The following is a 25356-nucleotide window of genomic DNA, read 5'->3' on the forward strand; positions in this document are numbered from 1 at the left end:
TCTACTGACCTTTAACCCGCACCGACAAGACACTTTTTGTGGTCGATGTGGTATTGGAATTCATCCCGGAAGTGCTTGAGCATACCAGCCACCGGTCCTGCGGCGGCATCACCCAGGGCACAGATAGTGCGACCAGCGATTCTGGCTGCCACGTCATCGAGCAGATCCAGGTCCTCCTGGCGGCCCTGACCGTTTTCGATACGACTCACCACGCGATAGAGCCAGCCGGTACCCTCGCGGCAGGGAGTGCACTGACCACAGGACTCCTCGTAGTAGAAGTAGGACATGCGTTCAAGCACCTTGACCATGCAGTTGGTATCGTCAAACACGATAACCGCACCGGATCCCAGCATGGATCCCGCTTCGGCAATGGCATCGTAATCCATGGTCAGATCCATCATCTGCTCGCCGGGAATAATCGGCGCGGAGGAGCCGCCCGGAATAACCGCCTTGAGCTTGCGTCCCCCTTTTACGCCACCAGCCATCTCCAGCAGCTCAGAGAAAGGCGTACCCATAGGGATCTCGAATACGCCCGGATTATTCAGATTGCCAGAGATGGAGAAGAGCTTGGAACCCCCGCTGTTCGTGACACCAATATCGGCAAACCAAGGCCCGCCCTCTTTCAGGATCATCGGGATGGAGGCCAGGGATTCTGTGTTGTTGATGATCGTTGGACGGCCATAGAGACCGAAATGGGCTGGGAACGGCGGCTTGAAGCGGGGCTGCCCCTTCTTACCTTCGATCGACTCCAGCAGGGCCGTCTCCTCACCGCAGACATAGGCGCCGCCACCAAGATGGGAGTGCAACTCGAAATCGAAGCCGGAGCCCAGCAGGTTTTCACCCAGGAAACCAGCTTCGCGGGCCTCTTTCAGAGCCGCTTCGAAGCGCTCGTAGGGTTCCCAGAACTCGCCGCGAATGTAGTTATACCCTTGGGTTGCACCAATCGCATAAGCGGCAATGATCATGCCTTCGATCAGTTGGTGCGGGTTATAGCGCAGAATATCGCGATCCTTGAAGGTACCCGGTTCACCCTCGTCCGAGTTGCAGACCACGTACTTCTGTCCCGGGGCGTTACGGGAGATAAAACTCCACTTCAGACCAGTGGGAAAACCAGCGCCGCCGCGACCACGCAGGCCGGACTTCTTCACCTCTTCGATGATCTCTTCCGGTGGAGTCTTCTCTTTTAGAATCCTGGTCAGCATCTCATAACCACCCCGGCTCTGATACTGCTCAAGCAGCCAGGGACGATCCAGATCCAGAGTACGCAAACAGACTTCATTCACCATCCGTCTTACTCCAGTCCTTCCAGGATCGAATCGATGATCTCTGGTGTCAGGTTTTCGTAATATTGCTTGCCGATCTGCATCATCGGTGCGCCGCCACAAGCACCCAGACACTCGACCTCATTGAGGGTAAAGCGACCATCTTCTGTGGTCTGGCCCAGCTTGATACCCAACCGATCCTCCAGGTGATCAACAACCCGGTCGGAGTTGTTGATCATGCAGGAGACATTGGTGCAGATGCAGATCTTGTGCTTACCGACCGGTTTCAACTCGTACATCGAGTAGAAGGTGGCCACTTCGTAGACTGCTATCGGCGCCATATCAAGATAGGCCGCCACATCGTTCATCAACTCGGTTGTCAGCCAGCCGCCGTTGGCGTCCTGGACGATACGCAGTGCCGCCATCACCGCCGACTGCTTCCAGTCCGCAGGATATTTGGCAACCCACTGGTCGATCTCTCCCCGAATCTCGGTGGAGAAGATTTCCGCTTTGTTATTCACTTCTATCGTGTTCATCTCAGTGCTCTAGCGGTCGATCTCACCAAATACCACATCCATGGTACCGATCACGGCCACCACGTCGGCAAGCATATGACCCTTGACCATCTCATCCATCGCAGCCATGTGGGCAAAACCGGGAGCACGGATCTTCAGCCGGTATGGCTTATTGGCCCCATCGGAGACGATGTAGCAACCGAACTCGCCCTTGGGTGCCTCCACTGCAGCGTAGACTTCGCCGGGCGGGGTGCAGTAACCTTCGGTGAAGAGTTTGAAATGGTGAATCAGACTCTCCATATCGCCCTTCATGTCGGCCCGCATCGGCGCACCAACCTTATGGTCATCCACCATCACCAGACCGGGATTGTTGCGCAACCACTCGACACACTGTTTGATGATCCGATTGGACTGCCGCATCTCTTCTACACGCACCAGGTAGCGGTCGTAGGAGTCACCCTCGACGCCAACCGGGATATCAAAGTCGACCTTATCATAGGCGGCGTAGGACTGCTTTTTGCGCAGATCCCATTCGACACCGGAACCCCGCAGCATAGGGCCGGTAAAACCCAACTGCAGGGCACGCTCGGGAGAGACGACGCCGATGCCGACGGTACGTTGTTTCCAGATTCGATTATCGGTCAGCAGCGTCTCATACTCATCGACACAGGTCGGGAAGCGATTGGTGAAATCCTCAATAAAATCGAGCAGGGAACCATGGCGGGCATCGTTGCGCCGCTCGGCATCACGGCCGGTCACCCACTGGCTCTGCTGATATTGAGGCATCTGCTCCGGCAGATCGCGATAGACGCCGCCGGGCCGATAGTAGGAAGCATGCATGCGCGCGCCGGAGACCGCCTCGTAGCAGTCCATCAAGTCCTCACGCTCGCGGAAGGCGTAGAGGAATACCGTCATCGCGCCGACGTCCAGTGCATGGGTCCCCAACCACATCAGATGGTTAAGAATCCGTGTAATCTCATCGAACATGGTGCGGATGTATTGGGCGCGCTCCGGCACCTCCACCCCCAGCAGTTTCTCGATCGCCCGCACATAGCTGTGCTCACTGCACATCATGGAGACGTAGTCGAGACGATCCATGTAGGGGATGCTCTGGTTATAGGGCTTGGTCTCCGCCAGCTTCTCGGTCGCCCGGTGCAGCAGACCGACATGGGGATCCGCACGCACGATGACCTCGCCATCCATCTCCAGCACCAGGCGCAAAACACCGTGAGCGGCAGGATGTTGTGGTCCGAAATTCAGGGTGTAGTTACGAATCTCAGGCATCGCTGGAATCCTGCTGTTCTGGCGCTTCCGGGGCATTGCGATGATTATCCCGGATAACACGGGGAACCAGCGTGCGTCCCTCGATGCTTACCGGCTCGTAGATGACACGCGCCTGTTCCGGGTCGTAGCGCATCTCCACCTGGCCGATAAGCGGGAAATCCTTGCGGAAGGGGTGACCGATAAAACCGTAATCGGTGAGTATCCGGCGCAGATCAGGATGTCCTTCGAACAGGATGCCGAACAGGTCGAAAGCCTCGCGCTCAAACCAGTTGGCACCATTCCAGATATCCACCACAGAGGCGACGATTGGGTGTGTCGTATCCACGAACACACGTAACCGCAGGCGCATATTATTCTTTACGGAGAGTAGATGGTAGACCGCGGCAAAGCGCTTCTCCGCATCGAGATCAAATGTCCGGGCAGACTCGACGCCACGCCCGAAGCCGGTCGATGAAGCCGTGGTCACATCCCACTCCGCCACACCATAGGCCGAGTAATCGACACCACAGACATCAATCACCTGTTCAAAGTGGAACGCCTCTTCATCGCGAAGGGTCTGTGCGACCTGCAGGAGATGATCGCGGGGCACAACCAGCGTCACCTCGCCAAAACCCTGTTCAATCTCGCAACCCAGGTCGGTAAACCGCCCGGCCAGCCCTTCCTTCAGGGACGCCATTCTTGCTGCCAGGGGAGTCTGCGCGCTATCACTCATTTCCTTATCACCTATCGCGCAATCGTGCTGGTGCGACGAATCTTGTCCTGCAACTGCAGTACGCCGTACAACAGCGCTTCTGCAGTCGGCGGACAGCCCGGCACATACATCGACACAGGTCGTAAGCGATTGTGAAATCCTCAATAAAAATCGAGCAGGGAACCATGGCGGGTATCGTTGGTGCCGCTCGGTATCACGGCCGGTCACCCATTGGCTCTGCTGATATTGAGTATCTGCTCCGGCAGATCGCGATAGACGCCGCCGGGCCGATAGTAGGAAGCATGCATGCGCGCGCCGGAGACCGCCTCGCTGTAAAGTAGTCCATCAAGTCCTCACGCTCGCGGAAGGCGCGTAGAGGAATACCGTCATCGCGCCGACGTCCAGTGCATGGGTCCCCAAACCACATCATCAGATGGTTAAGAATCCGTGTAATCTCACTGAACATGGTGCGGATGTATTGAGCACGCCTGGCACCTCCACCCACAGTAGCTTCGATCGCTCGCACATAGCTGTGCTCACTGCACATCATGGAGACGTAGTCGAGACGATCCAGCTACGTAGGGATGCTCTGGTTATAGGCTTGGTCTCCGCCAGCTTCTCGGTCGCCCGGTGCACAGACCAGACATGGGGATCTTGACGCATCGATGACCTCGCCATCCATCTCCAGCACCAGGCGCAAAACACCGTGAGCGGCAGGATGTTGTGGTCCGAAATTCAGGGTGTAGCGTTACGAATCTCAGGCATCGCTGGAATCCTGCTGTTCTGGCGCCTGGGCATTGCGATGATTATCCGATAACACGGAACCAGCGTGTTCGATGCTTACCGGCTCGTAGATGACACGCGCCTGTTCCGGATCGTAGCGCATCTCCACTTGGCCGATAAGCGGAAAATCCTTGCGGAAGGGGTGCCCGATAAAACCGTAATCGGTGAGTATGCGGCGCAGATCGGGATGTCCTTCGAACAGGATGCCGAACAGGTCGAAAGCCTCGCGCTCGAACCAGTTGGCACCACTCCAGATATCCACCACTGAGGCGACAATCGGGTGTGTCGTATCCACGAATACCCGCAGCCGCAGGCGCATATTGTTCTTCAAGGAGAGTAGATGGTAGACCGCGGCGAAGCGTTTCTCCGCCTCGATATCAAATGCCCGGGCTGACTCCACGCCGCGCCCGAAGCCAGTCGATGAAGCCGTGGTCACATCCCACTCCGCCACGCCATAGGCCGAGTAATCGATACCACAGACATCGATCACCTCTTCAAAGTGGAACGCCTCATCATCGCGAAGGGTCTGTGCGACCTGCAGGAGATGATCACGGGGCACAACCAGCGTCACCTCGCCAAAACCCTGTTCAACCTCGCAACCCAGGTCGGTAAATCGTCCGGCCAACCCTTCCGCCAGAGACGCCATTCTTGCTGCCAGGGGAGTCTGCGCGCTATCACTCATTTCCTTGATCACCTATCGCGCAATCGTGCTGGTGCGACGAATCTTGTCCTGCAACTGCAGTACGCCGTACAACAGCGCTTCTGCAGTCGGCGGACAGCCCGGCACATAGATATCGACCGGCACCACGCGATCACAACCCCGCACCACCGCGTAGGAGTAGTGGTAGTAACCACCACCGTTGGCGCAGGAACCCATGGAGATCACCCAGCGAGGCTCGGCCATCTGATCGTAGACCTTACGCAGGGCAGGCGCCATCTTGTTGACCAGGGTACCGGCCACGATCATCACATCCGACTGCCGGGGACTGGGACGAAAGATGATACCAAAGCGATCCATGTCGTAGCGGGCCGCAGCGGCATGCATCATCTCCACGGCGCAGCAGGCCAGACCAAAAGACATGGGCCAGAGAGACCCGGTTCGCGCCCAGTTGATCAGTTTGTCAGCGGTAGTGGTGATGACACCCTTTTCGAGAAGACCTTCTACTCCCATTCAAGCGCCCCTTTCTTCCACTCGTAGATAAAGCCGATAACCAAAATACCGAGAAAGACCATCATTGCGACGTAGCCGACCATACCGAGCTCGGTCAAAACGACAGCCCAGGGGAAGAGGAAGGCAATCTCAAGATCAAAGATAATAAAGAGGATGGCGACGAGGTAGTAACGGACGTCAAACTTCATGCGGGCGTCTCCGAACGCCTCAAAGCCGCACTCGTAGGGTGAGAGCTTCTCCGCATCGGGCTTACGGGTTCCAAGCAGAAACCCCATCCCGATCACCACAACCCCCAGGACAAAGGCCACTACCAGAAAAATCAGGATGGGTAGATAATTTTCGAGCATTGTTATGTCGCCCCCCTCAGAACGATCATAATTATCGCCAAGCGAACTCTCTTTTTATTGAGTGCAAAATTCTAGAGCAGCACCATATTCATGTCAAGTCGCATGCGACTGAACAAAATTATAATTATCAATAAGTTATTGTAATTTTTTTCAGGCATGAAAAAACGGCATCACCCGATTATGGGCGATACCGTCCATGAATGGTGCCGATGGCCGGACTTGAACCGGCACGGCTTACGCCACTACCCCCTCAAGATAGCGTGTCTACCAATTCCACCACATCGGCAATAAAATCGTTGAATATTACTCTTGCACCTCTGATTCAGGCACCGCTGCCGGCACCTCCTGCTCAGGCGCAGGGATCACAGGCACGTCAGAGTTGATCGTCTCTGCAGCGGGAACCGCCGTCTCCACCTGCTCAGTCTGCATGGTCTCCATCAGTCCTTGCGGCTGTCGGCTCTGAGTGGAGAAGTAAGCCAGCGTCATACTGGTTATGAAAAAGAGCGCCGCCAGTGCTGCGGTGGCCCGCGACAGGAATGAGGCTGAACCCTGCGCACCAAACACGGTCGCAGAGGCGCCACTGCCAAATGCCGCACCTGCATCCGCACCCTTACCGTGCTGAATCAGAATCAGTCCGACCAGGCCCAGTGCCAGAAAGAGGTGAAATACAACAAGAATCGTCTGCATGAAACTTTTCGCTGCCTATCAGAATTTAGTTTGCGGCGGTACAGATGCCAAGAAAATCCGCCGCCTTGAGTGAAGCACCGCCAATCAGGCCGCCATCGATATCGGGCTTGCCGAGCAACTCCTTGGCGTTATCCGGCTTCATGGAACCGCCATAGAGAATGCGTAGTCCTTCTGCCACTTCCCCGCTCTTCTCAGCCACGCGACTGCGGATAAAGGCATGTACATCCTGGGCCTGTTCCGGGGACGCCGTCTTACCGGTGCCAATTGCCCAGACCGGTTCGTAAGCAACAACACCATCGGCCAGCGCCTCGACGCCTTCAAGTTCGATCACCGCATTCAGCTGACGCGCACAGACATCCTCAGTGATACCCTGCTCACGCTCTTCGAGGGTCTCCCCGATGCAGAGAATGGGAACCAGGCCAGCTGCACGTGCGGCAGCATACTTCTTTGCCACCAACGCGTCGCTCTCCCCATGATAGGTGCGGCGCTCAGAGTGACCGACAATGACATATTTGCAGGCAAAGTCGTTCAGCATGGAAGCTGCCATCTCGCCCGTGAAGGCCCCGGAGGCCTCGACGGAGAGATCCTGCCCACCCCAGGCAATCACAGAACCCGAGAGCTGTTGCTGAACCTGCGGAATGAACACAGCGGGAGGGCAAACTGCCATTTCAGCATTATTGACTTCGCCCGCACCGGCCTTGAGACCTTCGAGCAGTTCGCGAACGCTCTCGATGGAACCATTCATCTTCCAGTTTCCGGCTACCAGCGGCCTACGCATGTCAAAACTCCTGCTGAACGAACAAAGCGGGCTAGCTTAACGGGCAACGCGCCTGAAATCAATGGCGGGTAGACTATTTATCTCCAGCCATTAACCCTAGAGACGCAAAGATCGCACTCAATCCGCTTTGACCAGTCCGCGCACCACATCCGCGAGCTGCTCTGTCAGCCGGTCGACCTGCGCCGCATCGTTGCCCTCAAGCATGACCCGGATCAATGGCTCAGTACCGGACGGCCGCAACAGCACCCGGCCACTACGTCCCAGTTCCGTTTCTACATCATGCACGGCATTGGCCACCTCGGCCGAGACCATGACATCGGCAGGCGCCATATCCCCGAGCTTTATGTTGACCAGTTTCTGGGGATATTTCGTCATGCCGGCCGCCAGCTCCCGTAGAGGCTGACCGGAGAGCTGAACCTCCGCCAGTACTTGCAGTGCTGAGATAATGCCATCTCCAGTGGTAGTCCGGTCGAGGCAGATGATGTGACCGGACTGCTCACCACCGAGATTCCAGCCTTTTTCGGTCAGGCGCTCCATGATGTAACGATCCCCCACCTGGGTTCGTTCCAGCACCACACCCTGCTCGCGTAGTGCAACCTCCAGTCCCAGATTACTCATCAGGGTGCCGATCACCGCCCCTTTCAGGGTTCCCTTCCGCATGCGGGAACTGGCGATAATGAAGAGAATCTCGTCGCCATCGACCTCTTCCCCCCGGTCATCCACCATGATCAGCCGATCACCGTCGCCATCGAAGGCAACACCAAGGTCGGCCTGGTGCTCCAACACAGCCGCCTTGAGGTGTTCAGGATGGGTGGAGCCCACGCCGTCATTGATATTCAACCCGTCAGGCTGCACACCGATTGCCACCACGTCTGCGCCAAGCTCGTCGAACACATAGGGGGCGATGTTGTAGGTGGCGCCGTGGGCACAGTCGACCACGATCTTCATGCCCCTGAAGCTCAGACTCATGGGGATCGTGCTCTTGCAGAATTCGATGTACCGGCCTTCGCCGTCATCCAGGCGATAGGCCTTGCCGAGACTGGCGGAATCAACGGTCGTAATCTCTTTGCCCAGCTCTTGTTCGATAGCGGCCTCAGTATCATCAGGCAGCTTGGTGCCCTGGGCGGAAAAAAACTTGATGCCGTTGTCGTGAAAGGGATTGTGGGAGGCGCTGATCACGATTCCCGCCTGGGCATGCAGGGTGCGGGTGAGATAGGCGATACCTGGGGTCGGCATGGGTCCCAGCAGCTTGATATTGACTCCGGCAGCCGACAGACCTGCTTCCAGCGCCGATTCCAAAAGATAACCGGAGATGCGGGTATCCTTGCCGATCAGCACACTGCTATTGGCTCCAGCACCCAGAACACGACCCGCCGCCCAGCCGAGCTTGAGCACAAACTCCGGGGTTATCGCACCCTGACCGACCAACCCGCGAATGCCATCTGTGCCAAAATATTTGCGTTCCACCCTACTCTCCTTTTTCGGTTATCCCATCACTGCAGCAGCAATCCGCAGCGCATCAACCGTTGCTTTGATGTCGTGTGCACGAATGATCGACGCACCCTGAGTGGCAGCCAAAACGCCTGCTGCAACACTGCCGTACAATCGCTGATCCACCGGCGCATCACCGAGCAGCGCTCCGATCATCGATTTGCGCGAGATGCCCACCAGCAGCGGCACCGATAACGCAGAAAATTCCGACAGATTCTTCAAGAGGGCAAGATTATGCGCCAGGGTCTTGCCGAAACCAAACCCTGGATCCACCAATAGCCGCTCAAGGGGGATACCTGCACTGCGGCAGGCTTTGATGCGTTCATTGAGAAAATCACGCACATCGGCCACAACATCAGCATATTCCGGCGCCGCCTGCATGGTGCGTGGCTCACCCCGCATATGCATCAGGCAGACCGGCACCGCCAACTCCGCGGCAGCTTCAAGCGCACCTTCCGTCTGCAAAGCCTGCACGTCATTGATCAGCCCGGCACCGGCCGCAACCGCTTCACGCATCACCGCCGGCTTACTGGTATCGATGGAGATGGGAACGTCGAGCTCCCGACTGAGACGCTCTATCAGCGGCACAACCCGATCGATCTCCTGGGCCTCGGATACGGGACTGGCGCCCGGCCGGGTCGATTCGCCGCCGATATCGACGATCGCAGCCCCCGCCTCCACCATGCCGAGAGCATGTCTCAGCGCCGGGTCGGTTCGTGTGAAACGACCACCGTCAGAGAAAGAGTCCGGAGTGACGTTGAGGATGCCCATGACCTGGGGGGTCCCCAGGTCAACGGACTTACCTGCACAATCTAGAATCAACGGGAACGGCTGACGGATCAGTGCTGGTTGGCGGGGTTTCCAATAGTGTCCGAGGAACCGTCTGAAGCAGGCGCCTCGCCAGAGGGTTTTTCCGAATCATCCGAGTCGGACTCATCCCAATCTGCCGGGGGACGAGGTTTTTTACCCGTCATGATATCGTCAATCTGGTCTGCATCGATGGTTTCGTACTTGATCAGCGCCTCCGCCATGATGTGCAGTTTATCGAGATTGTCCTTCAGAATCTGATCGGAACGCTGGTAGTTGCGATCGATGAAACCGCGGATCTCCTCATCGATGATATGTGCGGTATCGTCGGAGACATTTTTGTGCTGAGTGATGGATCGACCGAGAAAGACCTCCTCCTCCTCTTCTCCGTACAGCAATGGACCAAGGCGCTCGGAGAGCCCCCATTTGGTCACCATGCTGCGAGCGATTTCAGTCGCCCGTTTGATATCATTGGAGGCGCCGGTGGTCACCTTGTCGATGCCGAAAATCAGCTCTTCGGCGATGCGACCACCAAACAGGCTGGAGATCTGACTCTCGAGAAGCTCCTTGCTGTAGCTGTAACGATCCTCCTCCGGCAGAAACATGGTCACGCCGAGCGCCTGTCCGCGGGGGATAATACTGACCTTGTAGACAGGATCGTGAGATGGCACCAAGCGCCCAACGATGGCGTGGCCGGCCTCATGATAGGCGGTGAGTTTCTTCTCATCATCATTCATCACCATGGAGCGCCGCTCGGCACCCATCATGATCTTGTCCTTCGCCTGCTCCATGTCCGCCATCTCCACCAGGGTTTTGTTGGTGCGGGCGGCAAAAAGCGCTGCTTCATTGATGAGATTGGCCAGATCGGCGCCGGAGAAGCCCGGCGTGCCACGGGCAATGATAGAGGGTTTTACGTCGTCGTCGGCAGCCACCTTGCGCAGGTGGACTTTGAGGATCTGCTCACGCCCCCGCACGTCCGGCAGGGGCACGACAATCTGACGATCGAAGCGGCCGGGGCGCAGCAGCGCCGGATCGAGTACATCGGGACGATTGGTGGCAGCGATCACGATAACGCCTTCATTACCTTCAAAACCGTCCATCTCCACCAACAGCTGGTTCAGTGTCTGCTCACGTTCGTCGTGACCACCACCGAGGCCCGCACCACGATGCCGACCCACCGCATCGATCTCGTCGATGAAGATGATGCAGGGCGCATGTTTCTTCGCCTGCTCGAACATGTCGCGTACACGGGATGCGCCGACACCCACAAACATCTCCACGAAGTCGGAACCGGAGATGGTAAAGAAAGGCACCTTGGCCTCACCGGCAATGGCGCGGGCCAGGAGCGTCTTGCCAGTACCCGGCGCCCCTACCATCAGTGCGCCGCGGGGAAGCTTGCCGCCAAGTTTCTGGAATTTGGAGGGATCTCGCAGGAAGTCCACCATCTCGGAGACTTCTTCCTTCGCCTCTTCGACACCAGCCACATCGCTGAATGTCACCTTCACCTGATCTTCGCTGAGCAGGCGCGCCTTGCTCTTGCCGAAGGACATGGCGCCACGGCCTCCGCCGCCGCCCTGCATCTGACGCATAAAGAAGATCCACAGACCGATAAGCACGAACAGCGGGAACCAGTTGATGAGGATATTCATCAGCAGCGATGGTTTTTCCGGTGGCGTGGCCACAATCTCAACATTGTTGTTGAGCAGATCACTCACCAGACCATCATCACCGGGACTGTAGGTGGAGAAATGCTGCCCGGAACTCAGATTGCCTTCAATGGTGCGTCCATTGATGGTGACATCTTTCACTGCGCCGGACTTAACATCACCGATAAACTCGGAGTAGCTTTTCGGCTGGGCCTTGGTCTGGGTGGTGGTAAAATTGTTGAAAACCGTCATCAATACCACGGCTATCACCACCCAAAGAATCAAATTCTTTGCCATATCGTTCAAACTTCTTTCCTCTCAAATTATCCCGGCAGCTAAAAATATCTTTTTACATCAACCAACTAGCAAGAAAACGACCACCGTCTTCCAACCATTTCAGCGCCGCAACCAAAGGGATACCTGGAATTTTGGCAGTTTTGTACGGTACTACAACTTAAAGCCTGTCGCTACCAGATAGATTTCGCGGCTTTTAGGCCGGGAAGCCTTGGGTTTACGACTTACCACCCTGCCGAACGCCTCACGCATGTCCCGTATATATTGCTCAAAACCCTCGCCCTGGAAGACCTTGACCACAAAACCACCACCGGGTCGCAGCACCTCTTTGGCAAAATCCAGGGCCAATTCACACAGGTACATGGAACGGGGCTGGTCCACTGTGGCCATACCCGTAACATTGGGGGCTATATCGGAAATTACAAGATCCACGGGGTTCTCTTGCAGAATTCCCCGTAACTCATCGAGTGGCGCCTGATCCCGGAAATCCCCCTGAATGAACGGCACCCCGGCAATAGGATCCATCTCCAGGATATCCAGGGCCACCACCATGCCTTTATCACCGACCAACTGCCGGGAAAGTTGCGACCACCCCCCCGGCGCGGCGCCCAGATCCACCACCCGCATTCCTGGTTTAATGAGCCGATCCTTCTCCTGGATCTCCATGAGCTTGAAGACCGCACGAGAACGGTATCCCTCTCTCTGGGCACGTTTCACGTACTCATCTTTGAAGTGACGATCAAGCCACTGGCGGCTGCTCTTACTGCGTTTCATGTTCAGTATCAGACCATTAATTCCGGCAAAAAATCCCACAACCCGCCTTTCAGGAGAGGCACCATCTGAGGTAGAATTCCGCCCCAATCTCTATACGGCACTCAATTATGACCCTCTCTCCCCAGCAAAAACGCGAACTGAAAAAATTGGCGCATCACCTCAAACCTGTGGTCATGGTAGGTCAACATGGACTCCGGGAGAGTGTGCAGGATGAAATCGGCATAGCCCTCGACAGTCATGAACTGATCAAGGTAAAACTTGCCGGCGCCGATAAAGCCGACCGTGAGCAGCTCAGCGGCGCGATTGCCTCCCGCCAAAATGCCGATCTGGTCCAGATTATCGGCCGCGTCGCCATCTTCTACCGGCCCAATCCAGATAAAAAGAAAAACCGAATCGTGGTTTAACTCCCGCCCGTAACCACCGTGTTGAGGTTCGCAGGCCTGATCAAGCGTAGCGGATCAGGCCTGCGATTCAGCACTACAAGCAATACTTGCGGGTTCCGCTACGCTTGAACCGGCCTGTAAAATGAGCGTTAGATGTAACGGACGTCCAGTATCTCAAACTCCCGCCCCCCACCCGGCGTATCGAGAAAGACATCATCGCCCTCGGATTTGCCGATCAACGCCCGAGCAATGGGTGAACCGACCGATATCAGACCGTTTTTGATATCCGCCTCATCTTCGCCGACGATCTGGTAGGTCAACTCCGCATCATTGTCGAGTTCCAGCACATCTACGGTGGCGCCGAACACCACCTTGCCTCCAGCATTGAGGGTGGTGACATCTATGATCTGGGCGTGGGACAGCTTACCCTCCAGATCCTTGATGCGACCTTCAATAAAACCCTGCTGTTCACGGGCGGCGTGATACTCAGCATTTTCTTTCAGATCACCATGCGCGCGGGCCTCGGCAATCGCCTTGATCACCTTGGGGCGGGCAACCCGCTTAAGCTCAACGAGTTCTTCCTGCAGACGCTTCGCGCCTCTGGCAGTCAGGGGTACCTTGCTCATATTCTGTCTCCTCGCCTCATTGCAATCAGCCGTGCAGATCCTGCAGTCGATTTACGCCGACTACGTCCAACTGTTTCAGCGCCAGACAGGTTGCCTCGGCGCCGGAGATGGTGGTCGTGTAGTTGACCTTATACTGTAACGCAGCACGTCGAATCTCAGCAGAGTCCGCAATGGCTTTGGCACCCTCCGTCGCGCTGACAATAACGAAGGAGATCTCCCCATTCTTGATCATATCCACGATGTGCGGTCGTCCCTCCTTGACCTTGTTGACCTGAATGCAATCGATTCCCGCACTCCTGATCACTTTTGCAGTACCCCTGGTGGCGCAGATCTCAAACCCAAGAGCGATCAGATCCTCCGCCACGCGTACGGCACGCTTTTGGTCCACATCACGCACGCTGATTAACGCCATGCCGCCCTCAGGCAGACGTGACCCGGCTCCAAGCGTCGCCTTGTTGAAAGCTTCGCCAAAGGTCTTGCCGACCCCCATCACCTCACCGGTGGATTTCATCTCCGGTCCCAGCACGGTATCGACGCCGGGAAACTTGACGAAGGGAAAAACCGCCTCTTTGACGTAGTAGATCTCAGGCACCACCTCTTCGGTGAAACCCTGCTCCGCCAGACTCACACCCGCCATGCAGCGTGCAGCCACCTTGGCCAATTGAACGCCGGTAGCTTTGGAGACAAACGGCACGGTGCGGGAAGCACGGGGGTTGACCTCCAGCAGGTAGATTTCATCGTCCTTGATGGCGAACTGGGTGTTCATCAGACCCACGACCCCAAGTTCCAGGGCCATCTTGCGGATCTGTTCGCGCATCCTGTCCTGCACGGAAGCCGACAGGGTATAGGGTGGCAGGGAGCAGGCGGAATCACCCGAGTGCACGCCAGCCTGCTCGATATGTTCCATGATACCGCCGATCACCACATCCTTACCGTCGCAGATGGCGTCGATATCCACTTCGATGGCATCACTGAGAAAATGGTCCAGCAACACCGGCGAGTCGTTGGAGACACTCACCGCCTCGCGCATGTAGCGGCGCAGGTCATTCTCGTTGGTGACAATCTCCATCGCACGTCCGCCCAACACATAAGAGGGCCTGACAACCAGCGGATAACCTATCTCTTCCGCCAGCTTAACCGCCTGTTCAGGCTCGGTGGCGGTACGGTTCGGCGGCTGTTTCAGACCCAGTCGCTCCACGGCCATCTGGAAACGCTCGCGATCCTCCGCCAGATCGATGGCATCAGGACTGGTGCCGATAATCGGTGCACCGGCGGCTTCCAGAGCTTCCGCCAGGTTCAGAGGCGTCTGACCACCGTACTGGACGATCACACCCTTGGGCTTCTCCTTATCGATAATCTCCAGCACATCTTCCAGGGTCAACGGCTCGAAATAGAGCCGGTCCGAGGTGTCGTAGTCGGTGGAGACCGTCTCCGGGTTACAGTTGACCATGATGGTCTCGTAACCATCCTCGCGCAAAGCGAAGGCGGCATGTACGCAGCAGTAGTCGAATTCGATGCCCTGACCGATCCGGTTGGGACCGCCGCCCAACACCATGATCTTGTCGCGGTTGCTGGGCGCTGCCTCGCACTCATCCTCATAGGTGGAGTACATGTAAGCGGTACTGGTGGCAAACTCCGCGGCACAGGTATCGACCCGTTTGAATACCGGCCGGACCCCCGCTGCCCATCGCAGCTCACGAACCTCAGCTTCTGTAGCGCCTGTCAAAGTCGCGAGTCGCCTGTCGGCAAAACCCTTGCGTTTCAGGTAGCGCAGCCGCTGCTCATCCAGTGCCTCCAGACCTTGCGCCTTGACTTGACCTTCAATGGTTACCAACTCTTCGATCTGCACCAGGAACCAGGGGTCGATGCGGCTGTGCTCGTGAACCTCTTCCAGACTCATGCCCCAACGGAAGGCGTCCGCCACATACCAGAGGCGTTCCGGCCCCGGCAGACTCATCTCGCGTATCAGGGTGTATTTGACATCCTTCTCTTCCAGATCGACGATCTCACAGAGGCCAAACTTACCGGTCTCCAGTCCCCGCAAAGCCTTCTGCAACGACTCCTGGAAGGTGCGGCCGATGGCCATCACCTCGCCCACCGACTTCATCTGGGTGGTGAGCCGATCATCCGCCAGGGGAAACTTTTCGAAGGCGAAGCGCGGCACCTTGGTGACCACATAGTCGATGGCCGGCTCGAAAGAGGCGGGGGTGGCGCCGCCGGTAATCTCATTCTGCAACTCATCGAGGGTGTAACCCACCGCCAGCTTGGCCGCCACCTTGGCGATGGGAAAACCGGTGGCCTTGGAGGCCAGCGCCGAGGAGCGGGAGACGCGGGGATTCATCTCGATGATGATCATGCGCCCGTCTTCCGGGTTGATGGCGAACTGCACGTTGGAACCGCCGGTCTCCACCCCGATCTCACGCAATACCGCCAGCGAGGCGTTACGCATGATCTGATACTCTTTGTCGGTGAGGGTCTGGGCCGGTGCAACGGTAATGGAGTCACCGGTGTGTACCCCCATCGGATCCAGGTTTTCGATGGAGCAGATGATGATGCAGTTGTCCTTGCGGTCCCGCACCACCTCCATCTCATACTCTTTCCAACCGAGGATCGACTCTTCGATCAAGAGTTCGCTGGTGGGAGAGAGATCGAGTCCCCGCTCACAGATTTCGACAAACTCTTCCGCATTGTAGGCGATACCACCGCCACTGCCGCCCATGGTAAAGGAGGGACGGATGATCGTCGGAAAACCGATACTGACCTGTACCTGATTCGCCTCTTCCAAGCTGTGCGCAATAGCTGAGCGAGGCATATCAAGGCCGATCTTGCGCATCGCCTTGCGGAACAGATCACGATCCTCAGCCTTGTCGATCGCTTCCCTTGAGGCGCCGATCATCTCCACGCCAAACTTTTCAAGCACCCCTTCGCGCACCAGATCGAGGGCGCAGTTGAGCGCAGTCTGACCGCCCATGGTGGGCAGCAGGACGTCGGGGCGCTCCTTTTCGATAATGCGCGCCACCGTCTCCCAGGTGATGGGTTCGATATAGACCGCATCCGCCGTATCGGGATCGGTCATGATGGTCGCCGGATTGGAGTTCACCAGAACCACCCGGAAACCCTCTTCCCGCAATGCTTTGCAGGCTTGGGCGCCGGAGTAGTCGAACTCACAGGCCTGGCCGATCACAATAGGACCGGCGCCGATAATCAGGATACTTTGTATGTCTGTACGTTTTGGCATAGTTTTTCAACCGCGAAGGGCGCAAAGAGCGCCAAGCGTCCAACAAAACCTTTGCGAACTTGGCGTCCTTTGCGTTTAATTCTTTTCCATTAATTCGATGAAATGGTCGAACACAGGCGCCACGTCGTGGGGACCGGGACTGGCTTCAGGATGTCCCTGAAAGCCGAAGGCTGGTTTGTCGGTACGGTGGATACCCTGCAGCGAACCATCGAAGAGCGAGCGATGCGTTGCCGTCAGCGTCTCCGGCAGACTCACCTCATCCACTGCAAATCCGTGGTTCTGGCTGCTGATCATGACCGTCTTTTCGCCCAGATCCTGCACCGGATGATTTGCACCATGGTGGCCGAATTTCATCTTGACCGTCCTGGCGCCGCTGGCAAGAGACAATAGCTGATGCCCCAGACAGATGCCGAACACCGGCATACCTGTAGCGACAATCTCCTGGATCGCTGCAATAGCATAGTCGCAGGGCTCAGGATCGCCGGGGCCATTGGAGAGGAATACCCCGTCTGGATTCATGGCAAGCACATCCTTTGCGGACATTTGGGCCGGCACCACCGTCAGGCGGCAGCCCCGATCCACCAGCATGCGCAGAATATTGCGTTTGACCCCATAGTCGTAGGCCACCACGTGCAGTGGTAACTTCTCTTCGATGGGGTGCTCGGCCTCGGGCATCCCGTTCTCAAGTGACCAGCTGCCCTGAGCCCACTCGTAGGGGGTGTCGGTAGTGACCTCTTTCGCCAGATCCATGCCCTTAAGACCGGGAAAAGCCTTCGCCGCCTCCAGTGCCGTCTGCTCATCGATGCCGTCACCCGCCAGGATGCAACCGCTTTGCGCCCCCTTCTCCCGCAGGATCCGGGTCAGCCTGCGGGTGTCGATACCGGCAATAACGACGATATTGTTGCGCCGCAGATAGGCATCCAGCGTCTCCTGGCTCCGCCAGTTGCTGACCAGGAGGGGAAGATCGCGAATCACCAGGCCAGCGGCATGGATACGTCCCGACTCCTCATCATCCTCATTGGCGCCGGTATTTCCGATATGGGGATAGGTCAGGGTCACAATCTGACGACTGTAGGAGGGATCGGTAAGAATCTCCTGATAGCCTGTCATGGCCGTATTGAAGACTACCTCACCGACAGACTGCCCCTCCACACCAATGGATTCGCCCCGAAAGGTGGTGCCGTCTTCCAGAACCAGAACTGCTGGTTTGTTCAAAAAATTCTCCACTGCGAGCGCACGAAACGGGATAAGCCCTGCGACTTACCCCGTTCCAATTGAATCGTATGGGATCAGTGGCGAAAAGCGCCACGTCAAACCAAGGCAATTCTACTTGAAAGAGAGCAATTCTGTCTACGTGGTTAAGTCACCGTCGCAAAATCCGGGCTAGAGACCCGACAGATGTTGCCGGGTCCAGTTAACGATGCCTCTGACGTCCATGGCTCCAGGCTGCCGGGCGACCTCCCTGCCCCGATGCAGTAGCATCAATGTAGGAATACTGCGGATACCGAACTGCGCTGCCAACTGCTGCTGTTCTTCCGTATCCACCTTTGCCAGCCTCACCTGCGGTTCGAGCTGCGCCGCAGCCTGCTCGAAAGCCGGCGCCATCATTTTACAGGGGCCGCACCAAGAGGCCCAGAAATCGACCAGCAGCGGGAGATCGCTCTTCTGACTGTGGCGCAGGAATTGCGCCCCATCCAGAGCGATCGGCTGCCGCGTAAACAAGGGGTTATGGCACTTGCCGCAGTTGGCGCCATCTTTCAGCCGTGCCGCTGGAACCCGATTGACGCCGCCACAATGGGGGCAGACGATATGCATTGCTTCCGACATGAACTCAATCCCCGAAAAAGATTATCAGATCCCGTCTAAATGGGGATCCATCTCTCGATTTCAAGACGCTACCAATCAAGCGCAAAGCGGTATAATAATATAGTGCTGTTCTCAACAGATGCCCCAATCATGACTATCGACGATCCTGCCAATAACAGAACTGATCCCGGCTTTGGCCTCGGCCTGCGACGCGAGCTGGTCAGACCGGTCATAGCGCAGCGTCCGGCCGTGGACTGGTTCGAGATTCTCTCCGACAGCTATCTGGATGCCGATGAGGAAACGATGGATCAGCTGCTGCAGATCCGCGCTGAATATCCCCTGCTCATGCACGGCGCGGGACTCTCAATTGGGGGGCCGGATCCGCTGGATGAGGCTTATATCAAACAACTTAAAAACCTAATGCAGCGCGTGAAACCCAGCGTAATTTCCGACCACCTCTGCTGGACTCTGCCGGGCCAATCCCACAGCTATGATCTGCGCCCCCTGCCCAGAACGCTTGAGATGATCGATCACCTGAGCCCCCGTATATGTGAGGTTCAGGAGAGACTGGGCAGACGTCTCATGCTGGAGAATATCTCCGTCTATCATCAGGAGAGTGGCGATCAGATGCCGGAGTGGGATTTCATGACGGCAGTTGCGGAAGCCTCAGACTCACTGATCCTGCTGGATCTGAACAATGTCCTGTCTAACTGCAATAAACTGGGGCTGGAACCCATGGCATTTGTGCGCAACCTGCCGGCCCAGCGCATCCGGCAGATTCATCTCGCCCCGCCGGCCAGCAACGTGGAACGCCACGGGGATCCCGCAGAAGCGGTAAAGTCAGATCCGATCTGGCAACTCTACCGCGACACACTGAAACATACCGGCAAGGTCGCCACCATGATCGAACGCAATGATGATATTCCCCCGCTGGAGGAGATGGTCGAAGAGCTGGCGCAAGCCAGGGTTATTGCCAGCCAGACGTAGGCCGGTTCAAGCGTAGCGGAACCGGCAATCCAATGGGTCACGCGAATCCAGGAATTGCCCGATCCGCTACGCTTGATCGGGCCTACTAAGTGGAATAACCGTCCCTTTCCAATCCAGTTGCACTGCAGCAGCCCCCTCTGCCGCCACAAAAGGCTGGCAAACTGCAAACCCAGGAATAATTGCCAACTTCCCATCAAGGAAGATCAAAGGGATACGATCCCGCAACCAGGGCGGTACACCCCAGGTCTGAAACAACTGCTTCAGGGAACGGTGATGACTGTCACCCGCCGGACGGCAGCGCTCACCGCCCCGGCGGAATCTCACCTCGATACGACCGTTTTGCCACTGCTCCGCATCAACCCCATGTTCGGCGAGAGAGACCTCCAGCCTTCCCAGGCCGGATGGCAGTGTCAACGCCGCTTCACCATTCCAACTCAGGCATAACCCAGCATCATGGGGGGGCAGCCGGGGAGCAATAAAAAGGTCATCCCGATAACGGCGCACCTCCATCCCCCCCCAGCCCACCAGCGGGTTGGCATCTTCACGTCCCAGCACACACTCATCCAACATGCGCTGCAGGTGCCGATAACCAGGCGCTACTACACCCTGATCCCGAACCCAATGCCGCAGCAAACTACGAATTCTCGGCTCAGAGAGCCGACTGAGTACCTTCACCGACAACCTTCCAGACTCGGAGCCACGGCACCGCTGCATATCTTCCGCCGCCAACTCATCGATCAGCACCTGGGCATCGGCACAGAGTCCCGCACTGCGGGAAAGCGTCGCGCTGGCAGCGGGCCAGTGCGCCTGAATACGCGGCATGATTTCATGACGTAGATAGTTCCGGGAAAAATCGAGATCGCGGTTACTGGGATCCTCCACCCAAGTCAAATCTTCGCTCTGCGCATAGGCTTCGAGCGCCTGCCGGGTAAAACTGAGCAGGGGACGTTGCAGCCACCCCTTTCCAAGCCGGGCCGTTTTCGCCATCGCCGCCAGACCAGCGGGTCCGCTGCCGCGCAGCAGTTGCAGCAGCAAGGTCTCTGCCTGGTCGTCCTGGTGCTGGGCGGTAAGCAACCAATCATCGGGCTGCAGCAGATCAGCCAAAACCCGATAGCGCGCCTCACGCGCCAGCGCCTCGACACTCTCTCCAGGGGATGGATTCAGCGCCAGGTTGATCTGCTGATAGGGAACTTCGAGGGCTCCCGCGAAATCTCGACAGTGATTGCCCCAGGCGTCGGCTTCGGACTGGAGTCCGTGATGGATGTGGATAGCTTTGAGTTCGCCGGGAAGCCGGTCGCGAATCCGCACAAGCGCGTGCAGTAAAACAGAAGAGTCGAGGCCACCGCTAAAGGCGACATGACAGTCACCGGAACGGGGCAATGGCGGCATCCCTTCGAGCAGGCGGGCCGGAGAAAATTCCATACAGGACGGCGGAAAAGCGGAACTACTCTCCGCTGTACTGGCCGTACTGCATAAGCCGCTGATAGCGGGTATCCAGCAGTTTGTCGATGGCCATGCTACGGAGATTCTCCAGCCCCTCCAGCAGAGAATGTTTGAGATTCTTTGACATCATCTCCAAGTCCCTGTGGGCGCTACCCAGAGGTTCGGGTATGATCTCATCGATCAAATCCAACTCTTTCAGTCGATCGGAGGTGATACCCATCGCCTCTGCGGCAAGGGGGGCCTTTTCTGCACTCTTCCACAGAATGGTTGCACACCCCTCCGGCGAGATTACAGAATAGGTGCTGTATTCCAGCATCATCACCCGATCTCCAACACCGATGGCCAATGCGCCGCCGGATCCACCTTCACCAATCACGGTGCAGATGATCGGGGTACGCAGACCGGACATCACCTTCAGGTTTCTGGCAATCGCCTCGCTCTGCCCGCGCTCTTCAGCACCCACGCCGGGATAGGCGCCGGGTGTGTCGATAAAGGTGAGGATCGGCAGCTGGAACCGCTCCGCCATCTCCATCAGCCGCAGCGCCTTGCGATAGCCTTCGGGACGGGGCATGCCGAAATTCCGATGCAGCTTATCCTTGGTATCACGGCCTTTCTGCTGGCCGATCACCATTACCGGCAGACCATCGATGCGCGCCACGCCACCAACGATGGCATGGTCATCGGCAAAGGTGCGGTCGCCGTGAAGTTCATGGAACTCGTCGAATATCCGGCCGACATAATCCAGCAGATAGGGACGTTGCGGATGTCGGGCGAGCTGGGATATCTGCCAGGGTTTAAGACCGGAAAAGATGGTCTCCGTGAGCGTGCGGCTCTTGCTTTCAAGACGGGTGATTTCGTCCTGAATGTTGATCTCATTATCGTCGCCCACCAGGCGAAGCTCTTCGATTTTCGCCTCAAGTTCGGCGATCGGCTGCTCAAATTCGAGAAAGTTCAGATCCATGCGCGGACTATACCGGAAATCATTTTTTTAGGACAGCCTCACTGACGCGACCGTTTATTGTAGACCACGCTGACACTTCCCTTCCCCAGGAACCGTTCCAGACGCCGCAGCAGCTCATCGACTGGATTGACCCGCCACTCCTGTCCCAGGACGATATCGCCTTCAGCCCTGGCTGAGCGGTAGTGCAATTTAATCCCGGTGGTCCCACCGGTGAAGGGTGACAGCAACTGCTGCAGCTCATGACAGAAACTACCGGCATCACTGCCGTTGAGCTGGACATTCAGACCCAGGTGACCCGCATAGAGCGCCCGCGCCTGTTCAAACGCCAGAACATTATCCACCCGAATGTTCAGGCCTCCCCGGTATTCGTCATAGTTCAGGCTGCCGGAAACCACCAGAATACGGTCTGTGGCCAGCAGATCACGATAGGACTCGTAGGTTTCATTGAACAGCGTGGCTTCGATACGACCACTGCGGTCATCCAGCAGCAGTGTCCCCATATAACCCCGCTGGGTCTGACGGTGGCTGGTCTGCACCACCAGTCCCGCCACTACGACGGGAACACCTCGACGACGCCCACCGCCACCATTTCCCGACCCACTGTCCAGCGAGAGATCGGCAATGCTGGTCCCGGCAATCTGCCGCAGCTCAGCCTCATAACGGTCGATAGGATGGCCGGTGAGATAGAGTCCCAGGGTCTCCTTCTCGCCCTGGAGACGCTGTTCGTCCTCCCACTCCTCCACATCGTCAGGCACCACCTGAGGCTCGTTATCCGTGGCAGGCTGGGGATCACCCATACCGAAGAGATCGTTCTGCCCCCGCGCCAAATCTTCATGATGTTGCTCCGCCATCTTCAGCGCCAGGGGCAGCTGCATCATCAGTGTCGCCCGGTTGGCGCCCAGCCCGTCCAGCGCACCCGCCCGCACCAGGGATTCCAGCACCCGCCGGTTGACCCGTTTCAAATCGATACGACGGCAATATTCGAAGATATCCTTGAAAGCGCCATTAGCCTTGCGCTCCTGGATGATACATTCGATGGCCGATTCACCCACGCCCTTGATCGCGCCCAGGCCATAGACCACCTTGTTTTCACCATCGATAGTGAACTTGTATTCGGAGATATTGACCTGTGGGGGCTCCACCTTGAGCTTCATGCGCCGGCACTCATCGATCAGCGGCACCACCTTGTCGGTATTGTCCATGTCTGCGGAGCAGACCGCCGCCATGAAAGCCGCCGGGTAGTGCGCCTTGAGCCACATGGTCTGGTACGAGACCAGTGCATAAGCGGCAGAGTGGGACTTGTTGAAGCCATAACCGGCAAACTTCTCCACCAAGTCGAATATCCTCATCGCCAGATCAGGATCGACGCCGTTCTTCTCCGCCCCCTCCTTGAACACCGCCCGCTGCTTGGCCATCTCCTCCGGCTTTTTCTTACCCATCGCCCGGCGCAGCATGTCAGCACCGCCGAGTGAATAACCTGCCAGCACCTGAGCGATCTGCATGACCTGCTCCTGGTAGAGGATGACGCCGTAGGTAGCCTCGAGAATCGGCTTCAGCGACTCATGCTGGTAGTTGGCATCGGGGTAGGAGATCTTCTCCTTGCCATGCTTGCGGGCGATAAAGTTATCCACCATACCCGACTGCAGCGGGCCGGGGCGAAACAGGGCGACCAGGGCAGTGATATCACCGAAACAGTCGGGCTTGAGCTTTTTGACCAGCTCCTTCATACCCCGGGACTCGAGCTGGAATATAGCCGTGGTCTCGGCACTCAACAGCAGCTTGAAAGCCGCCTTGTCCGCCATGTCGATGGCGGTGATATCGATGGGTGCCTCTCCGGTTGCAACACGACCGGCGTTCACCGTTTTCAACGCCCAGTCGACGATGGTAAGGGTGCGCAGTCCAAGAAAGTCGAACTTCACCAGCCCGACCTTCTCCACGTCATCCTTATCGAACTGAGTGACCAGACCTTCACCGCTGGCTTCACAGTAGAGCGGTGTGAAGTCGGTGAGCAGGCCGGGGGCGATCACCACACCACCCGCATGCTTGCCGGCGTTGCGCGCACACCCCTCCAGCTTTCTCGCCATCGTGATGAGTTCGGTGACCTCCTCGTCGGTCTCGTAGGCCTGCTTGAGATCCTCGCTCTCCTGCAGTGCCTTTTTCAGCGTCATGCCGATCTCGAAGGGCACCATCTTCGCCACCCGGTCGGTGAAACCGTAAGGATGTCCCAGCACCCGCCCCACATCCCGCACCACTGCCTTCGCCGCCATGGAGCCGTAGGTGATGATCTGGGAGACCGAATCGCGGCCGTAGGTGCGCGCCACATAGTCGATCACCCGGTCACGCTTGTCCATGCAGAAGTCGACATCGAAGTCGGGCATGGAGACACGCTCAGGGTTGAGGAACCGCTCAAACAGCAGTTCGTGCTCGATAGGATCAAGATCGGTGATTTTCAGTGCATATGCGGCCAGGGAACCCGCACCGGAGCCACGCCCCGGTCCCACCGGGATGTCATTGTCCTTGGCCCACTGGATAAAGTCGGCCACGATCAGAAAGTAGCCTGGGAATCCCATACTGTTGATGACGTCCAGCTCGATCTGCAACCGCTCATCGTAGACCTTGCGCTGATTGCTGAACTCCGCAGCCGTCGCATCGAAGATCTGTTCAAGCCGCCACTCCAGCCCCTTTAGGGACTCTGCGGCAAAGTACTCATCGATGGTCATCCCTTCCGGAATGGGGAAATCGGGCAGGTAGTTCTTGCCCAGGGTCAGCTCAATGTTACAGCGCCGGGCGATCTCAACCGAGTTTTCTAGCGCCTCTGGAATATCGGCAAAGAGGGTCTGCATCTCCTCTGGACTGCGCAGATATTGCTGTTCGTTGTAGAGTCTGGGACGGCGGGGGTCATCCAGGGTTCGTCCATCGTGGATACAGACCCGTACCTCATGGGCCTCAAAATCCTCCTGGGAGAGAAAGCGGACATCGTTGGTCGCCACCACCGGCACATCATACTTTTCCGCCAGTGCCACGCTGGCGTGCACACAGGCCTCCTCCTCAAACCTGCCGGTTCGAGTCAGCTCCAGATAGTGCGCGATCTCCCGAACAGCCCCAGCCAGCAGGCCAACAGGCGCTGTGCCCGCCTCATTCCCAGCGAGCAGCGCCCGGCCCAAATCCCCTCACGCCCGCCGGAGGGGCAATCAGTCCACCTGCATTACCTCTTCCAGCCACCTCTTCGTTCCGGGGTGTCGGGCGGCCAAGGTGTTGACCCTCCCGGCAACTACGCCGGGAGATTGCTGTGGCGGGTGAGATTGTTATAGCCAACCTGATTCTGCACCAACAGGAGTAGCCGGAAGGAGCAATACGTAACTGAACGGGAAGCGGCCAACAA

Annotated in this window: 22 protein-coding genes, 1 tRNA gene and 2 pseudogenes; 2 read left to right on the top strand and 23 right to left on the bottom strand. The window is 57.4% G+C overall.

Translation table 11 applies throughout. From position 1 onward, the window contains the following. Positions 1–11: 11 nt before the first annotated feature. The 16 genes and pseudogenes from nuoF to rlmE all read right to left on the bottom strand — a co-directional run bounded on the left by nuoF (position 12) and on the right by rlmE (position 12530). On the bottom strand, positions 12–1286 hold the full coding sequence (nuoF, locus tag G9Q73_RS12175) for an NADH-quinone oxidoreductase subunit NuoF (RefSeq protein ID WP_177420027.1): 1275 nt from the start codon (positions 1284–1286) through the stop codon (positions 12–14). A 5-nt stretch (positions 1287–1291) separates the two neighbouring features. Continuing rightward, positions 1292–1798, bottom strand: a complete 507-nt coding sequence (gene nuoE, locus G9Q73_RS12180; protein WP_177420028.1) for an NADH-quinone oxidoreductase subunit NuoE — start codon at positions 1796–1798, stop codon at positions 1292–1294. A gap of 9 nt (positions 1799–1807) precedes the next feature. Further along, positions 1808–3061, bottom strand: a complete 1254-nt coding sequence (locus tag G9Q73_RS12185) for an NADH-quinone oxidoreductase subunit D (RefSeq protein WP_177420029.1) — start codon at positions 3059–3061, stop codon at positions 1808–1810. Further along, on the bottom strand, positions 3054–3749 hold the full coding sequence (locus tag G9Q73_RS12190; RefSeq protein WP_439654711.1) for an NADH-quinone oxidoreductase subunit C: 696 nt from the start codon (positions 3747–3749) through the stop codon (positions 3054–3056). Before G9Q73_RS12190 ends, G9Q73_RS12185 begins: the two co-directional genes overlap by 8 nt. Before the next feature lie 35 nt (positions 3750–3784). After that, a pseudogene (locus G9Q73_RS12195) lies at positions 3785–3904 on the bottom strand (NADH-quinone oxidoreductase subunit B); the annotation flags it as partial. Beyond that, a pseudogene (locus G9Q73_RS12200) lies at positions 3886–4517 on the bottom strand (NADH-quinone oxidoreductase subunit D-related protein); the annotation flags it as partial. The pseudogenes G9Q73_RS12195 and G9Q73_RS12200, both read right to left, overlap by 19 nt. Next, the gene (locus tag G9Q73_RS12205; RefSeq protein ID WP_439654712.1) at positions 4510–5193 is read right to left on the bottom strand and encodes an NADH-quinone oxidoreductase subunit C; all 684 of its coding nucleotides are present in this window, start codon (positions 5191–5193) and stop codon (positions 4510–4512) included. The gene G9Q73_RS12205 and the pseudogene G9Q73_RS12200, both read right to left, overlap by 8 nt. A 36-nt stretch (positions 5194–5229) precedes the next feature. Then, positions 5230–5706: a NuoB/complex I 20 kDa subunit family protein gene (locus G9Q73_RS12210; protein ID WP_177420032.1), complete on the bottom strand. Its 477-nt coding sequence runs from the start codon at positions 5704–5706 to the stop codon at positions 5230–5232. Continuing rightward, complete coding sequence (locus tag G9Q73_RS12215; RefSeq protein WP_177420033.1) at positions 5697–6053, bottom strand: NADH-quinone oxidoreductase subunit A; 357 nt, start codon at positions 6051–6053, stop codon at positions 5697–5699. Before G9Q73_RS12215 ends, G9Q73_RS12210 begins: the two co-directional genes overlap by 10 nt. A gap of 201 nt (positions 6054–6254) precedes the next feature. Next, positions 6255–6339, bottom strand: a tRNA-Leu gene (locus tag G9Q73_RS12220). Between the two features lie 17 nt (positions 6340–6356). Further along, positions 6357–6740 (bottom strand): preprotein translocase subunit SecG, encoded by a 384-nt coding sequence (gene secG / locus G9Q73_RS12225; protein WP_177420034.1) that lies wholly within the window; start codon positions 6738–6740, stop codon positions 6357–6359. 25 nt (positions 6741–6765) lie between these two features. Beyond that, positions 6766–7518 (bottom strand): triose-phosphate isomerase, encoded by a 753-nt coding sequence (gene tpiA / locus G9Q73_RS12230; RefSeq protein ID WP_177420035.1) that lies wholly within the window; start codon positions 7516–7518, stop codon positions 6766–6768. A 117-nt stretch (positions 7519–7635) separates the two neighbouring features. Continuing rightward, the gene (gene glmM / locus G9Q73_RS12235) at positions 7636–8985 is read right to left on the bottom strand and encodes a phosphoglucosamine mutase (protein ID WP_177420036.1); all 1350 of its coding nucleotides are present in this window, start codon (positions 8983–8985) and stop codon (positions 7636–7638) included. Positions 8986–9003: 18 nt separating this feature from the next. Continuing rightward, on the bottom strand, positions 9004–9780 hold the full coding sequence (gene folP, locus G9Q73_RS12240) for a dihydropteroate synthase (RefSeq protein WP_177420037.1): 777 nt from the start codon (positions 9778–9780) through the stop codon (positions 9004–9006). A 68-nt stretch (positions 9781–9848) separates the two neighbouring features. Beyond that, a complete protein-coding gene (ftsH, locus tag G9Q73_RS12245) occupies positions 9849–11759 on the bottom strand; it encodes an ATP-dependent zinc metalloprotease FtsH (RefSeq protein WP_177420038.1) in 1911 nt (636 codons plus the stop codon). A gap of 150 nt (positions 11760–11909) precedes the next feature. Continuing rightward, positions 11910–12530, bottom strand: a complete 621-nt coding sequence (gene rlmE, locus G9Q73_RS12250) for a 23S rRNA (uridine(2552)-2'-O)-methyltransferase RlmE (protein ID WP_177420039.1) — start codon at positions 12528–12530, stop codon at positions 11910–11912. A 107-nt stretch (positions 12531–12637) separates the two neighbouring features. Here rlmE and yhbY point away from each other — a divergent pair, with 107 nt between their 5' ends. Then, positions 12638–12934, top strand: a complete 297-nt coding sequence (gene yhbY, locus G9Q73_RS12255; protein ID WP_177420040.1) for a ribosome assembly RNA-binding protein YhbY — start codon at positions 12638–12640, stop codon at positions 12932–12934. Between the two features lie 128 nt (positions 12935–13062). On the opposite strand, the gene greA is transcribed toward yhbY, so the two are convergent. From greA to trxC, 4 genes are all read right to left on the bottom strand, one after another. After that, positions 13063–13539: a transcription elongation factor GreA gene (gene greA, locus G9Q73_RS12260; RefSeq protein WP_177420041.1), complete on the bottom strand. Its 477-nt coding sequence runs from the start codon at positions 13537–13539 to the stop codon at positions 13063–13065. Positions 13540–13564: 25 nt separating this feature from the next. After that, entirely contained in the window at positions 13565–16777 is a 3213-nt protein-coding gene (gene carB / locus G9Q73_RS12265) for a carbamoyl-phosphate synthase large subunit (protein WP_177420042.1), read from the bottom strand. A gap of 75 nt (positions 16778–16852) precedes the next feature. Then, complete coding sequence (gene carA, locus G9Q73_RS12270) at positions 16853–17992, bottom strand: glutamine-hydrolyzing carbamoyl-phosphate synthase small subunit (RefSeq protein ID WP_177420043.1); 1140 nt, start codon at positions 17990–17992, stop codon at positions 16853–16855. A gap of 168 nt (positions 17993–18160) precedes the next feature. Next, positions 18161–18604 carry a thioredoxin TrxC gene (gene trxC, locus G9Q73_RS12275; protein ID WP_177420044.1) on the bottom strand — a complete coding sequence of 148 codons (444 nt, stop codon included), beginning with the start codon at positions 18602–18604 and terminating at the stop codon, positions 18161–18163. A gap of 129 nt (positions 18605–18733) precedes the next feature. Here trxC and G9Q73_RS12280 point away from each other — a divergent pair, with 129 nt between their 5' ends. Continuing rightward, positions 18734–19570, top strand: a complete 837-nt coding sequence (locus tag G9Q73_RS12280) for an MbnB/TglH/ChrH family RiPP precursor modification enzyme (RefSeq protein ID WP_177420045.1) — start codon at positions 18734–18736, stop codon at positions 19568–19570. 66 nt (positions 19571–19636) lie between these two features. On the opposite strand, the gene tilS is transcribed toward G9Q73_RS12280, so the two are convergent. The 3 genes from tilS to dnaE are packed head-to-tail and all read right to left on the bottom strand — an operon-like array spanning position 19637 to position 25138. After that, positions 19637–20992 (bottom strand): tRNA lysidine(34) synthetase TilS, encoded by a 1356-nt coding sequence (gene tilS, locus G9Q73_RS12285; RefSeq protein WP_177420046.1) that lies wholly within the window; start codon positions 20990–20992, stop codon positions 19637–19639. Positions 20993–21014: 22 nt separating this feature from the next. Beyond that, positions 21015–21974: an acetyl-CoA carboxylase carboxyl transferase subunit alpha gene (gene accA, locus G9Q73_RS12290; protein WP_177420047.1), complete on the bottom strand. Its 960-nt coding sequence runs from the start codon at positions 21972–21974 to the stop codon at positions 21015–21017. Positions 21975–22012: 38 nt separating this feature from the next. Then, the gene (gene dnaE, locus G9Q73_RS12295; RefSeq protein ID WP_218649955.1) at positions 22013–25138 is read right to left on the bottom strand and encodes a DNA polymerase III subunit alpha; all 3126 of its coding nucleotides are present in this window, start codon (positions 25136–25138) and stop codon (positions 22013–22015) included. Between the last annotated feature and the right edge of the window lie 218 nt (positions 25139–25356).

This window comes from endosymbiont of Lamellibrachia barhami (assembly GCF_011947365.2).
Taxonomy (GTDB): domain Bacteria; phylum Pseudomonadota; class Gammaproteobacteria; order Chromatiales; family Chromatiaceae; genus QGON01.

Coding starts and splice junctions, on each gene's coding strand:
- G9Q73_RS12210 (WP_177420032.1), bottom strand. CDS start 5,706: ATGGGAGTAGAAGGTCTTCTCGAAAAGGGTGTCATCACCACTACCGCT.
- greA (WP_177420041.1), bottom strand. CDS start 13,539: ATGAGCAAGGTACCCCTGACTGCCAGAGGCGCGAAGCGTCTGCAGGAA.
- folP (WP_177420037.1), bottom strand. CDS start 9,780: ATGGGCATCCTCAACGTCACTCCGGACTCTTTCTCTGACGGTGGTCGT.
- G9Q73_RS12185 (WP_177420029.1), bottom strand. CDS start 3,061: ATGCCTGAGATTCGTAACTACACCCTGAATTTCGGACCACAACATCCT.
- G9Q73_RS12280 (WP_177420045.1), top strand. CDS start 18,734: ATGACTATCGACGATCCTGCCAATAACAGAACTGATCCCGGCTTTGGC.
- ftsH (WP_177420038.1), bottom strand. CDS start 11,759: ATGGCAAAGAATTTGATTCTTTGGGTGGTGATAGCCGTGGTATTGATG.
- rlmE (WP_177420039.1), bottom strand. CDS start 12,530: ATGAAACGCAGTAAGAGCAGCCGCCAGTGGCTTGATCGTCACTTCAAA.
- nuoE (WP_177420028.1), bottom strand. CDS start 1,798: ATGAACACGATAGAAGTGAATAACAAAGCGGAAATCTTCTCCACCGAG.
- tilS (WP_177420046.1), bottom strand. CDS start 20,992: ATGGAATTTTCTCCGGCCCGCCTGCTCGAAGGGATGCCGCCATTGCCC.
- accA (WP_177420047.1), bottom strand. CDS start 21,974: ATGGATCTGAACTTTCTCGAATTTGAGCAGCCGATCGCCGAACTTGAG.
- secG (WP_177420034.1), bottom strand. CDS start 6,740: ATGCAGACGATTCTTGTTGTATTTCACCTCTTTCTGGCACTGGGCCTG.
- G9Q73_RS12215 (WP_177420033.1), bottom strand. CDS start 6,053: ATGCTCGAAAATTATCTACCCATCCTGATTTTTCTGGTAGTGGCCTTT.
- yhbY (WP_177420040.1), top strand. CDS start 12,638: ATGACCCTCTCTCCCCAGCAAAAACGCGAACTGAAAAAATTGGCGCAT.
- tpiA (WP_177420035.1), bottom strand. CDS start 7,518: ATGCGTAGGCCGCTGGTAGCCGGAAACTGGAAGATGAATGGTTCCATC.
- carB (WP_177420042.1), bottom strand. CDS start 16,777: ATGCCAAAACGTACAGACATACAAAGTATCCTGATTATCGGCGCCGGT.
- nuoF (WP_177420027.1), bottom strand. CDS start 1,286: ATGGTGAATGAAGTCTGTTTGCGTACTCTGGATCTGGATCGTCCCTGG.
- trxC (WP_177420044.1), bottom strand. CDS start 18,604: ATGTCGGAAGCAATGCATATCGTCTGCCCCCATTGTGGCGGCGTCAAT.